At 44.8% G+C, this 14,961-nt stretch carries 14 protein-coding genes; 13 read left to right on the top strand and 1 reads right to left on the bottom strand.

The annotated features are described in order from the left end of the window. Positions 1–8: 8 nt before the first annotated feature. Genes ACAM37_RS10095 through ACAM37_RS10080 form a run of 4 tightly spaced genes read left to right on the top strand, consistent with a single transcriptional unit; the run spans position 9 to position 6,415 of the window. Entirely contained in the window at positions 9–818 is an 810-nt protein-coding gene (locus tag ACAM37_RS10095) for a hypothetical protein (RefSeq protein ID WP_369626148.1), read from the top strand. Between the two features lie 36 nt (positions 819–854). Further along, entirely contained in the window at positions 855–2,900 is a 2,046-nt protein-coding gene (locus ACAM37_RS10090) for a site-specific DNA-methyltransferase (protein WP_369626147.1), read from the top strand. Between the two features lie 18 nt (positions 2,901–2,918). Continuing rightward, positions 2,919–6,215: a type III restriction-modification system endonuclease gene (locus ACAM37_RS10085; protein ID WP_369626146.1), complete on the top strand. Its 3,297-nt coding sequence runs from the start codon at positions 2,919–2,921 to the stop codon at positions 6,213–6,215. Positions 6,216–6,268: 53 nt separating this feature from the next. Beyond that, the gene (locus ACAM37_RS10080) at positions 6,269–6,415 is read left to right on the top strand and encodes a hypothetical protein (RefSeq protein ID WP_201665332.1); all 147 of its coding nucleotides are present in this window, start codon (positions 6,269–6,271) and stop codon (positions 6,413–6,415) included. Between the two features lie 36 nt (positions 6,416–6,451). Here the strand turns inward: ACAM37_RS10080 and tnpA are convergent, their stop codons facing one another. Continuing rightward, positions 6,452–6,862 carry an IS200/IS605 family transposase gene (gene tnpA, locus ACAM37_RS10075; protein WP_201665334.1) on the bottom strand — a complete coding sequence of 137 codons (411 nt, stop codon included), beginning with the start codon at positions 6,860–6,862 and terminating at the stop codon, positions 6,452–6,454. 48 nt (positions 6,863–6,910) lie between these two features. Here tnpA and ACAM37_RS10070 point away from each other — a divergent pair, with 48 nt between their 5' ends. The 9 genes from ACAM37_RS10070 (at position 6,911) to ACAM37_RS10030 (ending at position 14,763) form a co-directional block, all read left to right on the top strand. Further along, on the top strand, positions 6,911–8,014 hold the full coding sequence (locus ACAM37_RS10070; RefSeq protein ID WP_369626145.1) for an RNA-guided endonuclease InsQ/TnpB family protein: 1,104 nt from the start codon (positions 6,911–6,913) through the stop codon (positions 8,012–8,014). A 28-nt stretch (positions 8,015–8,042) separates the two neighbouring features. Next, positions 8,043–8,366: an EamA family transporter gene (locus tag ACAM37_RS10065; protein ID WP_369626144.1), complete on the top strand. Its 324-nt coding sequence runs from the start codon at positions 8,043–8,045 to the stop codon at positions 8,364–8,366. A gap of 128 nt (positions 8,367–8,494) precedes the next feature. After that, positions 8,495–9,439 (top strand): urease accessory protein UreD, encoded by a 945-nt coding sequence (locus tag ACAM37_RS10060; RefSeq protein ID WP_369626143.1) that lies wholly within the window; start codon positions 8,495–8,497, stop codon positions 9,437–9,439. A gap of 50 nt (positions 9,440–9,489) precedes the next feature. Next, entirely contained in the window at positions 9,490–9,792 is a 303-nt protein-coding gene (locus tag ACAM37_RS10055) for an urease subunit gamma (protein WP_313014292.1), read from the top strand. 24 nt (positions 9,793–9,816) lie between these two features. Next, positions 9,817–11,937 (top strand): urease subunit alpha, encoded by a 2,121-nt coding sequence (gene ureC / locus ACAM37_RS10050; RefSeq protein ID WP_369626142.1) that lies wholly within the window; start codon positions 9,817–9,819, stop codon positions 11,935–11,937. 10 nt (positions 11,938–11,947) lie between these two features. Beyond that, entirely contained in the window at positions 11,948–12,508 is a 561-nt protein-coding gene (gene ureE, locus ACAM37_RS10045) for an urease accessory protein UreE (protein WP_369626141.1), read from the top strand. Continuing rightward, on the top strand, positions 12,505–13,341 hold the full coding sequence (locus tag ACAM37_RS10040; protein ID WP_369626140.1) for an urease accessory protein UreF: 837 nt from the start codon (positions 12,505–12,507) through the stop codon (positions 13,339–13,341). Before ureE ends, ACAM37_RS10040 begins: the two co-directional genes overlap by 4 nt. 36 nt (positions 13,342–13,377) lie before the next feature. After that, the gene (gene ureG, locus ACAM37_RS10035; protein ID WP_050325604.1) at positions 13,378–14,079 is read left to right on the top strand and encodes an urease accessory protein UreG; all 702 of its coding nucleotides are present in this window, start codon (positions 13,378–13,380) and stop codon (positions 14,077–14,079) included. 27 nt (positions 14,080–14,106) lie between these two features. Further along, on the top strand, positions 14,107–14,763 hold the full coding sequence (locus ACAM37_RS10030) for a HupE/UreJ family protein (RefSeq protein WP_369626139.1): 657 nt from the start codon (positions 14,107–14,109) through the stop codon (positions 14,761–14,763). Positions 14,764–14,961: the final 198 nt, after the last annotated feature.

The raw sequence follows: 14,961 nt of genomic DNA, 5'->3' as shown, positions 1-14,961 counted from the left end.
GTCAATGAATGATTTCAAATAATGATTGTGAAACGGTACTACGTCTTCAACAATTAATTGCTGAAGAAGAAATGTTATGGTTAAAGCAGTTTGATAGTTTGACAGATACAGAAGCCGAAGTGTTAATCCTTGCCAAGAAAATGGGACAAATTACCAATAAAGATATTCGAGAGAATATTGGATTAGATACACTTCAAGCGAGTAGCATTTTACGAAAATTTTGTAAAAACAACTATTTACTACAACATGGTAAAAGTAGTAATAGCTATTACCTTTTAAATAGTTGCTATACTGATAACTGCGACAGCCTAGCAGGTAATGACCAAGCCTTGACAGGTGCAAGCACTGGTAATAACGTTTCTAGCTACCTTAATAATGACCTAAGCACTGGGATTAACGAGCCGAGCACTGGGATTAACGAGGCGAACACTGGGATTAACGAGCCGAGCACTGGGATTAATGATGTCATTATCATCAAGGAAGTAGGGGATTTAAGTAATGATATGCTACTAAATCTACAATCCATTGTAGCGTCCGCAAGGGCTAAAGGCAGATTCACCCCTGAGCAATCAAAAAGCATCGTATTACAAATTTGTCAAAAGCAATTTATGAGCAGTAGTATTTTAAAACATTTTCTCAATCGAGAGATTGATACGATACGCAGAAAGTATTTATCACCCTTGCTTAAGGAAGGGTTACTTGAACTTGCTTATCCTAAAACATTACAGCATCCAAGCCAAGCCTATCGCACAACCGACAAAGGGCTAGCGTATCTACAAACGCTAGATGATAACCCACAGCAAGACTTGCTTATTTAATCCAAATAATTCATTCAAACTCTCAAGGACTTCCCCATGACCACGCTAAAAATGCACACCCCAAACCTAGTCGATAGCAATATTGAGCGTCTTGCCGAGGTGTTCCCCAACTGTGTCACCGAGAAGCCAAAAACCGATGAGCAAGGCAAGGTTATCCGTGATATGAACGGTGAAGTAGTGCTTGAGCGGGGCATTGATTTTGAATTACTTAAGCAAGAATTATCGCATTCGGTCATTGATGGGTCGCAAGAGCGTTATCGCCTTGACTGGGTGGGCAAGCGTGAGGCGATTGTGACGGCGAACAGTCCGATAGCCAAAACGTTACGCCCGTGTCGTGATGAGAGTGTGGATTTTGATACGACGCAGAATTTGTTTATTGAGGGGGATAATCTTGAGGCGTTAAAGCTGTTGCAAGAAAGCTACTTGGGCAAGGTGAAGATGATTTATATCGACCCGCCGTACAATACGGGGAATGATTTTATTTATAACGATGATTTTGCGGCGGATACGGCTGAGTTTTTTGAGCGGTCGGGGCAGGTGGATGGCGATGGCAATCGCTTGGTGGCGAATACGGAGAGTAATGGGCGGTTTCATAGTGATTGGTTGTCGATGATGTATAGTCGGCTTAAATTGGCTCGTAATCTGTTGGCTGATGATGGTGTGATTTTTATTTCGATTGATGACAATGAAGTTGATAATTTAAAAAAAATTTCTGATGAAACGTTTGGTTCAAATAATTTTATAGCTCAGTGCATTCATAAAAACAATTCAAGTAAAAACCAAGCAAAATTTATTGGAGTCAGTACAGAATATCTTTTTGTATATGCGAAAGATATTGAGTTTTTAAAAGCTAAGAGTGCTAATTGGCGTATTAAAAAGGAAGGTACAAAAGACATTGCTTTAAAATTTAATCAACTAAAATCAATGGGTTTAAGTATAGAAGAGATTGATAATGAAATTAAGGAAATGTACAAACGCCCTAAGTATGCACATTTAAGCCGTTGGAATAAGGTTGATGAAAAAGGGGTGTTCAAAGATGCAGATTTATCACGTCAGGGTGGTAGAAAAGATTATACGATTATCAATCCAGAGACTGGGAAACCTTGTGTTATTCCAGAGCGTGGCTGGGACAAATCGTATGAAGATTTGCTAAAGCTCCAAGAAAATAATTTGATTTGGTATGGAGATGAAAATACGCCACCAGGTGTTAAATCATATATTTCAGAAGATGATTATTCAGTTGCGGATAATTTTTGGTATTTTGACAGCTCACCTGATACTAAATTTATTAAGCAAATATTTGGTGAGTTGATTTTTGAAAATCCTAAACCATTAAATATGATAAAACGAGTTATTGAATTAGGAGCAGATAAAAATTCTATAGTTCTTGATTTTTTTGCAGGTTCATCAACTACTGCTCATGCTGTTATGCAACTTAATATGGAGGATAACGGAAAGCGTAGGTTTATCATGGTGCAAGTACCAGAAGTAATCGACCCAAATAAAGTTATTGGTGATTCAGCAAAAAAAACCGCTAAAAATGCAATTAAATTTTTAGAAAGTGTAAGTAAACCAAATACCATCGCCGAAATATCAAAAGAACGCATCCGCCGCGCAGGCGCAAAAATCCGCCAAGACAACGCCGACAAAGACCTAAGCCAACTTGACACAGGCTTTCGAGTCCTAAAAATCGACACCAGCAACATGAACGACATCTACTACCACCCCCAAGACTACAACCAAGACCTACTCGCCACACTCGAAAACAACATCAAACCCGACCGCAGCGACGAAGACTTACTATTTCAGTTTATGCTAGACACTGGCGTGCCGTTATCCCTACCTATCGAACGTACACAGCTTCCCAGCAAATCAGGCGGACACACCATCTACCAAGTGGGCGGTAACTCATTGATTGCCAGCCTAGACTACATCGACGCAAATATGGTCAATGACATCGCCGCACTCAATCCACTCAAATTCATCACCAGCGAACGCGCCATCGCCACCGACAGCGACAAAACCAACATCAAAGAACGCTTTAAACAACTATCACCGCATACCGATGTACGCTTTATCTAAGGGAAAAAGGAGAAAAACATGAAAATTACCTTTAAACCCTTAACCTACCAACTCGATGCCGTGCAAGCCGTCGTCGATGTGTTCCGTGGACAACAGCAGCTTATCGGGCAAACCCGCTATACACTCGATAGGGGCATACAGCCAACCCCCAAATGCGTGACACAACAGGCAGGGCTAGATTTTGGCGAAACTGATATATTGCAAAATTCTGCCTTACAAACCTATGATATGTTAGACGATGAAAATATCGGCTTTGCCAATACGCCATTATTTGACTTGAATGAAATTCTTAAAAACATCCAAACGGTGCAAGCCAATAGACAATTACCAAAATCCACCGAGCTTGTCACAGCTGACAACAAAAAAGGCGACAGCCTGACCCAAAGCCCGCTCAATCTCAACATCGAAATGGAAACAGGCACAGGCAAAACTTACACCTATTTACGCACCATATTTGAGATGAACAAACAATACGGCTGGTCAAAATTTATTATCGTCGTGCCCAGTATCGCCATTCGTGAAGGCGTGAACAAAAGCATTAGCATGATGGCGGATGACCTACTGGCAGAATATGGCAAAAAACCAAGAGCCTTTATCTACGACTCCAAAGCCTTGCACCACCTAGAGAGCTTTAGCTCAGATGGCGGTATCAATATCATGATTATTAATGTGCAAGCCTTTAACACCATCAAAGAAGGGGCGAACAACGAAGCATCACGCAAAATCTACGCCAGCCTAGATGAATTCGGCTCTCGCCGTCCCATTGACGTGATACGCCGTAACCGTCCTATTATCATCCTAGACGAACCGCAAAAAATGGGCGCGGACAAGACCTTACAAAGCCTTGCCAACTTTAACCCGTTATTTATCCTACGCTATTCCGCCACCCACAAGCGTGACTATAACCTAGTGTATCGCCTTGACGCACTGGATGCCTATAACCAAAAACTGGTCAAAAAAATCACCGTTAAAGGCATTGAAGTCAAAGGCTTGACGGGCACAAATGGCTATCTGTACTTACAAGATGTGATTGTCTCAAGCAAAGCGCCCGTTGCACGGCTAGAGCTAGAAATCAAATCAACCAAAGGCGAGTTTCGACGTGAAATCCGCAATATTGAGAAAGGTAGAGATTTATTCGATATTTCTGGTGAAGCCGAACAATACAAAGACCGCTATACCGTCACCCAAGTCACCGCCGATAGTATCGAATTTGCCAATGGTATTGTGCTACACGTTGGGCAGGGCAACAGTAATAAAGGCGATGGCGACGATAAAGACTTACGCCGTATCCAAATCCGAGAAACCATCCGCTCACATTTGGACATCGAACAGCGGTTATTTCATAAGGGCATTAAAGTCCTAAGTCTATTTTTTATCGATGAAGTCGCCAAATACCGCCAGTACGACAGCGACGGCAATGCGGTGAATGGTGAGTATGCTGATATCTTCGAACAAGCTTATACCGAAGAAGTGGATAAACGCATTGATTTAAACCTAACAAATGACCCATACCAAGACTACCTCAAAGCCATCGGTGCCGACAGCACCCACAACGGCTATTTTAGCCTTGATAAAAAACGCCACATGGTCGATCCCAATGTCAAAAGCGTTAAAGACGAAGAACTGGGCGAAAAAGTGCTGGTCGCTGATGATATCGATGCCTATGATTTGATTTTGAAGGATAAAGAATCCTTGCTTGCTTTCCCCGAACGGCTCGATAGTGACGAACAAATCGCTCGTAAAAATGTGCGTTTTATCTTTTCGCATTCTGCCTTGCGTGAAGGCTGGGACAACCCCAATGTCTTTGTCATCTGTACGCTCAAGCACTCGGACAACGTCATCTCTCGCCGTCAAGAAGTAGGGCGGGGATTACGTCTAGCCGTGGATAAACATGGCACACGCATGGACAGTGGCTATCTGCCACTCGGTGAAGTACATCGGCTCAATAACCTAACCGTGATTACCAACGAAAGCTATGTTGAATTTGTCGGTAATCTACAAAAAGAAATGCTCGAAAATCTTGCCACTCGCCCAAGCAAAGCCAATCCACAATATTTTACGGGTAAAACCTTGGTGAGTGAACTGGGTGGGCAAATGGTCGTTGATGCAGATACAGCTAATGAAATTTTCTTCTATTTACGTTCTCATGGTTACACGGATAAAGCAGGTAATCTGTCAGAAAGCTATCATCAAGATAAAGAAAACGGCAAATTGCCAAAACTGCCCGATGAGTTGCAACCCTTTGCCAATTCTATCCATAAACTCATTAGCAGCGTGGTGAATCCAAATGCCCTTGATGGCATGTTTAACGATGGCAATAGACCTAAAAATACCATCAACCCAGGCAATCTAAACCGTAAAGAATTCCAAGCCCTATGGCGACGCATCAACCAAAAATCGATTTATCAAATCCAGCTTGATAGCGAAAAATTAATTGCTGAGAGTATCAGCGAAATTGATAAAGTTAGCCGTGAGCGTAACAACAATTTTGTCCAGTCACTCACCTATACCGTCAAAACATCTGAGCAAAAAGATAGTCTAGATTACGACACACTCAGACAAGGTGACAGCTTTGGGCAAGTGCAGTCTAATCGTGAGCAATACAGTGTCAATGTACAAACGCCGATTCGCTATGACCTTATCGGGCAAGTGGCAAGCCGTACCAATCTGACCCGTCGTACTGTCGTTGCTGTATTGAGTAAAATAAACTCAGCGGTGTTTTCACAGTTTAAACACAACCCCGAAGCCTTTATCAGCGAAGTTAGCCGTCTCATCAATGAGCAACAGGCTAAACTGATCGTGCAAAATATCGCGTATGAATTGACATCTGAGCGGTATGACAGTAACGATATCTTTGTGAGTAATATTCCGTTGTCAGATACCGCCATTAAAGCCAATCGTCATGTCTGGGAGTATGTGGAAACAGACTCGGATGTTGAACGCAAATTCTTGGCAGAGCTAGAGCAGCACATCAATGAAGTCGTAGTGTATGCCAAACTGCCCAAAAACTTTGTCATCCCCACGCCATTTGGCGGTTATAACCCTGACTGGGCGATTGCCTTTAATCAAGACAAGGTGCGTCATGTCTATTTTGTCGCAGAGACCAAAGGCTCTACCAGCGAAATAGACTTGAGAGAGACCGAAAAACAAAAAATCGCCAGTGCCAAAGCGTTTTTTGCCAAACTGCAACAGACACAAGGTAACAATGGCGAACTTGAACAAGTGGATACCTTGGCGGCAGTTGAAAAAATGCCAGTTAGCTATGAAGTAGTTAATAGCTTTGACAGGTTAATGCAAATCGTAGGGATGAAATAGACAGAGGGCGTATCGCATAAGCCCAAACAACATAGACTAAAAAAGGCATCATCATGAGCTTTATGGCAAAATCGGCAAATTACCAACGTCACTTTCGAGAGTCGGCTGCATGGCGACTACTGCGAGCCGATAATGCCCCATTTATTTTAGCATTTATCCTCCTTTGCCGTAAAACCACCGACTTTAGGCGGTGGATATAAGGCAACTCCGTAATCATGCTTACGCACAGATGGTATTTAGTGAGGGGTATTTTGCTGTTCAATGTACTGGCGGATAATCTCGATTGGAGCACCGCCACAGCTACCTGCAAAATAGCTAGGCGACCACAACGCATCGCCCCATAACTGCTCTTTAATAGACGGATATTCTTTTTTACGCAATAGCCGACTAGACACGCCTTTCAAACTATTCACCAAACTAGAAATAGCCACTTTAGGCGGATAAACCACCAATAAATGCACATGGTCGCTTTCACCATCAAACTCTACCAATTGTGCCTCAAACTTTGAACAAACTTCCTCAAAGATAACCTGCATATCGTCTAAAATCTCTTTAGTAAATACTTTTCTGCGGTATTTAGCCAAAAAGACCAAATGCACATGAAGATTGTAAACAACGTGCCTACCACGTCTTAAATCGTTTGACATATAATTAGACCAACTGTAAAATAGAAAAATCCAATTATACTTAAACCTATGAAAACGCTCAAGCTACGCATACGAGATAAACACAAAGACCAACTAAACCGCCTAAGCGGTTCGGTCAATTTCGTATGGAACTACGTCAATGACTTGAGTTACAAGCATCTGCAAAAAACTGGGAAATTCTTTAGTGCTTATGACCTAAACGAATACACCAAAGGTAGCGGTGAACTGCTAGGCTTGCATAGTCAAACTATTCAAGCCATTAACGAAACCCACGCCAAAAGCCGTAAGCAATTTAAAAAAGCTAAACTCAACTGGCGAACCAACAACCCAAACTCTAAGCGTAAAAGCTTAGGTTGGCTACCGTTTAAACACTCCGCCATTAAACACATTGCTACCCACCAAACAGGCAAAAAAGGATTAAAATCAACCCTACAGCTTAGTTTAGCTAAAGGGCAAAAGCTAATCATTGACCTATGGGACAGCTACAACCTATCGCTATACCAAATTAACACCCTTGAGGTCGTCCAAGACAGCCGTAACCGATGGTATGCCTGCATCACCGTCAAACAATACCCAAAACAGCAATGTGGTACTGGTAGTGTAGGCATTGATTTAGGTTTAAAAGACAGTGCCACCGCCTCAAATGGCGATAAACTACAAATTAAGCAAACGCTAAAATATGCCAAAGATTTAGCCATTGCTCAACGTGCCAAAAACAAGCAACGTGTAAAAGCTATCCATGCCAAAATCAAAAACACACGCCAAGACCTCATACACAAATTCACCACAGGGCTAATCAAAAATAATGCCCTAATCGTGGTTGGCGATGTAAAAACCACCCAATTTAACAGTAAAAAAGGCAAACTAGCCAAATCGGTTTACGATGCAGGTTGGTTTGAACTGAAACGACAACTGACCTACAAATGCGAGAACGCAGGTTGCCGTTTTGAAATCGTAAATGAACGATACACCACCCAAACTTGTTCGTGCTGTGGCGATATGTCCAGTAGCTTGAGCGGTAGAGCAGGTTTGCGAATAAGAGAATGGACTTGTACTAAGTGTGGTACACGGCATGATAGAGATATCAATGCCAGTAAGAACATTCTTGCGGTCGGGCTTGACCGTCTTGCAGAAGAAATCCCCTCATTTTAAGGAGGGGAGGAAGTCAATATTCCTACCGATGACCTATCAAACCTATGCCAAAGCGTTTACCATGCCTGCCATCACTTGGTTGTGGGTGATGGGGCTCAGCCTAGTGGGTACCGTGATTCCGTTTTTCTTGTATATGTCAGCCCTGCACAAACTCCCTGCAACCAAAGCCTCGGTATTCACTGTGTTTGAGCCATTTACCGCGATTGTATTGTCGATTGTATTACTGCACCAATCGCTCAATGGCATGCAGTACTCAGGGATGGTATTAATCCTTTTAGCCACCCTCCTAAACTCTATCAAATTGCCCATGCAGCGGCATCGGCAACTGACAGAAGTCGATACTCAAGTCTAATAACAGCCCAAACCGTGTAAACATTCCTGATTTGGGCTTCACCATGTTGGTATCAATGCTCACTGCCGCAATGTGGCACAGCCCTTGCATCCTGTAAAACCATATATTTTTCATATAGTTAGATAGATATGGCTTGGCACTCAGTCCTTACCTTAGCTTTTGACACCCAACATGCGGGTGAGCATGCTCGCACCAATTTGGTACAACGCCATCACCAAGGCGCCTTGCGGGTACAAAAAGCCTTGTATCCTGAAAGCGGTGAACAGCAAGGTATTTGTCATGTCATCATGCTGTACCCCCCCGCGGGCATTGCGTTAGGCGATAAACTCGATATTGATATTGGCGTAAAACATCACGCCCACGCCGTGATTACCACGCCCGGGGCAAACAAATGGTACGGTAATTTACCAAGTTACACCGCTAACAAGCAAACCGATGATAGCCCATCAGTCAAAAAACCCCAAAAAAACCAAGAAACTCAAGAAAATTTAAATAGTTATGCCGCGCAAAATGTCACGGTGTATCTACAAGATGACAGCCGTTTTGAATGGCTACCGCAAGAAAACTGTTTTTATAACGCAAGTTTTGCCCATGCCACCAATCAGTTTTTTATCAGCCCAGCTGCCAGTGTTATCGCTTGGGAAATTAACCTGTTAGGGCGAGAGCATCATGGCGAGCGCTACAGTACAGGCGAGATGCGCTTATCAAACCTATTCTGGCGCGTAGATGAGCAGCCCAAATTGCTGCTTGCTGATACCTTATATCACTGTGCCGAACACGATTGGTATCGCTCACCCGTAGGTCTCAATAACCATAGCGTCTTTGCCAGCTTATGGGTTGTGCCAAGCGTTGCTGCCCAAAAACAGCTGATTGACTGGGTCAAGCAATTACGCTTATTTATCGACCACCATAGCTTGCCTGTCTCTTGCACCCAAACAGGGGAGGTGATGATTATTCGCTATTTGGGGGATGATGTCCGCCAATGTTTTGACAGTTTTGGTGCAGTTCGTGATGAAATTCGCACTTTAATGTGGCAACAAGACAGTCATTTGCCCCGAATTTGGGCAACCTAATGGCAGTGAAGGTCTAATTTTTAACACTGAAAAAATAATTGGAGTAACCCATGCATTTAACCCCCGCCGAAAAAGATAAATTACTCATTTTTACCGCAGGACTGGTTGCCGAGCGCCGCAAACAACGTGGCTTAAAACTTAACTATCCAGAAGCAATAGCCTATATCAGTATGTTGGTACTCGAAGGGGCAAGAGAGGGCAAAACAGTGGCACAGTTGATGGGAGAAGGCAGCACGTGGCTGACGGGCGAGGATGTGATGGATGGTATCGCCGAGATGATTGACGATGTACAAGTAGAAGCCACCTTTCCAGATGGTACCAAACTGGTGACTATTCACCAACCGATTGTGTAATTTAAACAGTATAAGGGGTAAACCATGAAAGTTGGCGAATATAAGCTAAAAGACCAAGCCATTATCCTGAATGAAGGGCGCTCCGTCCAAACTATTTTGGTCAAAAATACCGGCGACAGACCGATTCAAATCGGCTCTCACTACCATTTTGCCGAAGCCAATGACGCACTGGCGTTTGACCGTGACAAGGCGCTTGGGTTTCGCTTAAATATCTTATCGGGTACGGCAGTGCGCTTTGAGCCAGGGCAAGCGCGATCAGTCGAACTGGTCGAGTTTGGTGGCAATAAGGCGATTTTTGGGTTTGCTGGGCGGGTGATGGGGCAAGCCACCGCATCTGTGGATACCGCAAGTTTAGCAAAATCACAAAAATCCGTACCTCGCCAAATGTATGCCGAGCATTTTGGCTTAACCGTGGGCGATAAACTGCGTCTTGCTGATACCGAGCTGTGGCTCGAAGTGGAAAAAGACTTTACCAGCTATGGTGAAGAGGTCAAATTTGGTGGTGGCAAAGTGATTCGTGATGGCATGGGGCAAGGGCAGCGCCCGTTTGCTGAGGTGGCTGACACCGTGATTACCAACGCGCTTATCTTGGATTATACCGGGATTTATAAAGCCGATGTGGCGATAAAAGACAGCCGAATTTGGGCGATTGGCAAGGCGGGCAACCCCGATGTTCAATCCAATGTCACCATTGCTATTGGCGCAAGCACTGAGATTATTGCAGGTGAAGGCAAAATTTTGACCGCGGGCGGGATTGACACCCATATTCACTTTATCGCGCCACAGCAGGCGGAAGTTGCGTTGATGTCTGGGGTGACCACCATGATTGGCGGTGGTTCAGGGCCTGCCCAAGGCACGCTTGCCACCACATGCACCAACGGCAAATACCATATCGAAACCATGCTCAAAGCCCTTGATGACATTCCCATGAACATTGGGCTACTGGGCAAAGGCAATGTCAGCTTACCGCAGCCGATTGTCGAGCAAATCGAAGCGGGCGTGGTCGGGCTAAAACTGCATGAAGACTGGGGCACCACGCCGCAAGCGATTGACAACTGCTTGAGCGTTGCCGAAGAGTATGATGTGCAAGTGGCGATTCACACCGATACGCTCAACGAAAGTGGCTATCTAGAAAGCACGCTAAATGCCTTTAAAGACCGCTGTATTCACACCTTTCACACCGAAGGCGCAGGCGGCGGGCACGCCCCTGATATTTTGCGGGCGATTGGCGAGCCGCATGTGCTGCCGTCTTCGACCAACCCCACGCGACCGTTTACTATCAATACCATTGATGAGCATCTCGATATGCTGATGGTCTGCCACCATTTGAGCCCTGCGATTGCCGAAGATATCGCCTTTGCCGAGAGCCGTATTCGCCAAGAAACCATCGCCGCTGAAGATATTTTGCACGATTTGGGGGCAATCTCGATGATGAGTAGCGACTCGCAAGCGATGGGAAGGGTGGGCGAGGTGATTATCCGCACTTGGCAAACGGCGGATAAAATGAAGCGCCAACGCGGATTTTTAGCACCCGATACAGTAAGCCAAAATGCGTCTAACAGTAAGCTTCATGACATCGACCCAGTGACAGAAGATACAGTGACCGAAGATACAGTGACAGAAAATGACAATTTTCGCATCAAACGCTATATCGCCAAATACACCATTAATCCCGCCATTACCCACGGTATTGCTGATGAAGTCGGTTCGGTAGAAGTCGGTAAATGGGCGGATTTGGTGCTATGGTCGCCCAAATTCTTTGGGGTGAAACCTGACACGATTTTAAAAGGTGGTAGCATCGCCGCTTATCCGATGGGTGATATCAATGCCTCCATCCCAACCCCGCAGCCGGTGCATTATCGTCCAATGTTCGCAAGCCTTGGCAAAGCCACCCACCAAACCAGTATCACCTTTGTATCCAAAATCGCCTTTGACAACAATATCCAACACAAACTTGGTTTGCAAAAAGTGATTCGCCCTGTGCAGTGTATTCGTAACATTCGCAAAAAAGATATGCGGTTTAATAGCTATTGCCCTGAGATGTCGATTAACCCAGAAACCTATGAAGTGCGGGCGGATGGTGAGCTTCTCACTTGCGAGCCGTCAGCTGTGTTGCCAATGGCACAGCGTTATTTTTTATTTTAAAAGGCTACCAATGAAAATTTTTACCCAACGTCTCGAACAACCAACCGCTGAACAAACAGCGATATTGGCAACGCAACAACAAAACGGACAGTATTTACAACTCGATTTTGACACACGCCAGCGGTCACGCTTTCGGGCCACCCTGCAAAATGGTGAAGCCATTGGCATAGATTTGCCCCGTACTGGCACGTTAAAAGATGGTGATGTGGTACAAAATGCGTCAGGCGACATCATACAAATTTTTGCCAAACCGCAAACCCTCACCAAAGTCACCGCCGACAATGCCTTTGAACTGATGCGCGGGGCCTATCATTTGGGCAACCGTCATGTGCCTTTGATGTTGGTTCAGCATGACAATGATTACGCCCTGTACTTTGAGCCTGATTATGTGCTTGCCGATATGCTAGTGAAATTGGGCTTAACCGTGAGCGAAGTGGCGCACGCTTTTGAACCCGAAACAGGGGCATATGGGCATGGTGGGCATTCACATGGGCATGATAATCGGTTAAGCCATGCCGACACGCAAAGCACAATCGTCGGTGATTTAACCAAAGCCACGTTTTTTTCATGAAAACGATGACAGCAACGTCGCACCTCACACAGACGACACCGCCACAACAATTGCTTAAGCTAATGATGCTGGCGTCGAGCAATTTGCCGATTGGTAGTTATACCTATTCCCAAGGCGTGGAGTCTGCTATTGAGCAAGGTTTTATTCATGATGAAGCCAGTAGTTTGGCGTTTTTGCAGGCTTATCAACAAGAGGTCTTACTCAATTTTGAATTGCCGCTGATGGCAAGTATGATGCAGCTATCAGCGCAAACAACTCACCACAGCTTGGTGGATAGTCTAGCCAATTTTTATGGGGCAAGCCGTGATAGCCATGAGTTTCTATTAGAGAGTCAACAATTGGCGCAGGCATTTTGTGCCTGGCTTGATGGCGTGCTCGACCTTGCGATGCCACAAGATTGGATAGCGCAAGGCTATTTACCGTTATTTGCCCGCTTGGCGTATTTTTGGCAACTGCCCATAGCCGATAGCATGATGACCTATGCGTTTGCTCAAATGGAAAATCTGACCTTAGCGATTGTCAAAACCTTACCGCTGGGACAAATGGCAGGGCAGCGTATTATTTGGCAGTTGGGGCAAGCGATGGATGAACCGATTGCCAAGCTTTGCCAAACGCAAGCCAGCAAAGTCAAAACGGCATTGACAGCCATCCATCATCCGCAAGCGGTTGTGGCTAAGCTACAAGACATTGCGCCACAATTTTTACAGGCACAGCAGCATGCCCAAACATTACTAATTTTAATCAACCACTTGCAACTATCAGCGTCTGTACCGTCGTTGGCAGAATTATCCTGTCATCATGAACAACAATATAGTCGTCTGTTTCGTTCCTAAAACCCCTGTTTTTAATATCATTCACAAGGAAACCCCATGACTGGCTTTACCCAAAAAAACCCAACCCAACAACCTCGCTTATCCCCGTTACGCCTTGGCATTGGCGGGCCTGTTGGCTCTGGCAAAACCGCTTTGACCTTGAGTCTGTGTCGCCGTCTCAAAGATGTGTACAACATGGCGGTGATTACCAACGATATTTATACCAAAGAAGATTCGGAGTTTTTGACCCGCCATGATGCCATGCCCGCTGAGCGGATTATTGGGGTGGAAACGGGCGGCTGTCCGCACACGGCGATTCGTGAAGATGCGTCGATTAATCTTAATGCCGTGGCCACCTTGCAAAATCGCTTTGATGGTCTTGAGCTGATTATCATTGAGTCGGGCGGTGATAATTTGGCGGCGACCTTTAGTCCAGAGTTGTCGGATTTAACTATTTATGTGATTGATGTGAGTGCAGGCGACAAAATCCCCCGCAAAGGTGGACCCGGGATTACCAAATCAGATTTGCTGATTATCAATAAAACCGACCTTGCGCCACTCGTGGGCGCGGATTTGTCGATTATGGACAAAGACGCCAAAAAAATGCGCGGCGATAAGCCGTTTGTGTTTAGCAACATGAAAACTCAAGACGGTTTGGATGACATTATCAAATTTATCCAACAACAGGGCATGCTAAGAGCGCTAGAGATTCCGTCACAGCCGGTCCAACATTTACCAAGCTCAAGCGAAAATATGTAAAAAATGCGATAAAATCAAGGAGACATAATGAAAACTTTAACCCAAAAAACACCCCAAAAAATAGCGTTGGCAACCGCGCTTTTTAGCCTTTCAAGCTTGGCAGTGGCGCATGTTGGTCATGGTTTAAGCCATCATGCAGGTGCAAGTTCAGTAGATTTAATGGCTGCCGTCACCGCAGGGCTCATGCATCCTATCTCAGGTCTTGACCACGTGGTGCTTGCAGTTGGCATGGGCATGGTGTTTGCCCGTCACAAAAAACTGGGTTTAGGCTTATTGGTGACGAGCTTGCTGTTAGGCTTTGCTTTGGTGCAACTAGCTCATGTGGCGATTGGCTCATCGATTATTGAAGGTGCGATTTTGCTATCGGTGGTGTTGACAGCGGTCGCAGTTTTGGCGCAGCGTACCAAGATAGCACAAGCCAATCAAAAAAGCTTTTCGCTTATGATGGCAATGAGCTTATTTGGTTTGACGCTATTTCATGGGATGGCGCATGCCGTGGAGATGCCAGTCAGTAGCGTGAGTCAAGGCTTTGGCTTAGGCATGATAACCGCGATGTCCGCCTTGTTTGCTGTGGGTGCAGGGGTGATGAATTGGGTAAAATCACAATCCCATGCCCATCCCAAGCTGTCTTGGCTACCTTCAATCATGGCGGCATTGGGTATGGCACTGGTATTGGCTAACTAGTGATTAACTAGGGGTTAACAACATTTTTGATAAAAAGTGCAAGCTGTCTGGCTTGCACTTTTTTTATGCAACAAATTGGGTACTGTCATAAAGACACTGGCGATAAAGCATTGTTTAGCGTCAGTCAATGCTAGAGCAATGCCAAATAAATGACAGATGAATGGTAATAGTGCAAAAAACTATTCCAGTTCATCAGAT

Source organism: Moraxella sp. K23, from assembly GCF_041154765.1.
Lineage (GTDB): Bacteria > Pseudomonadota > Gammaproteobacteria > Pseudomonadales > Moraxellaceae > Faucicola > Faucicola tetraodonis.
Note: the sequence above shows the minus strand (reverse complement) of the source record. Positions and strands in the feature narration are given on the sequence as shown.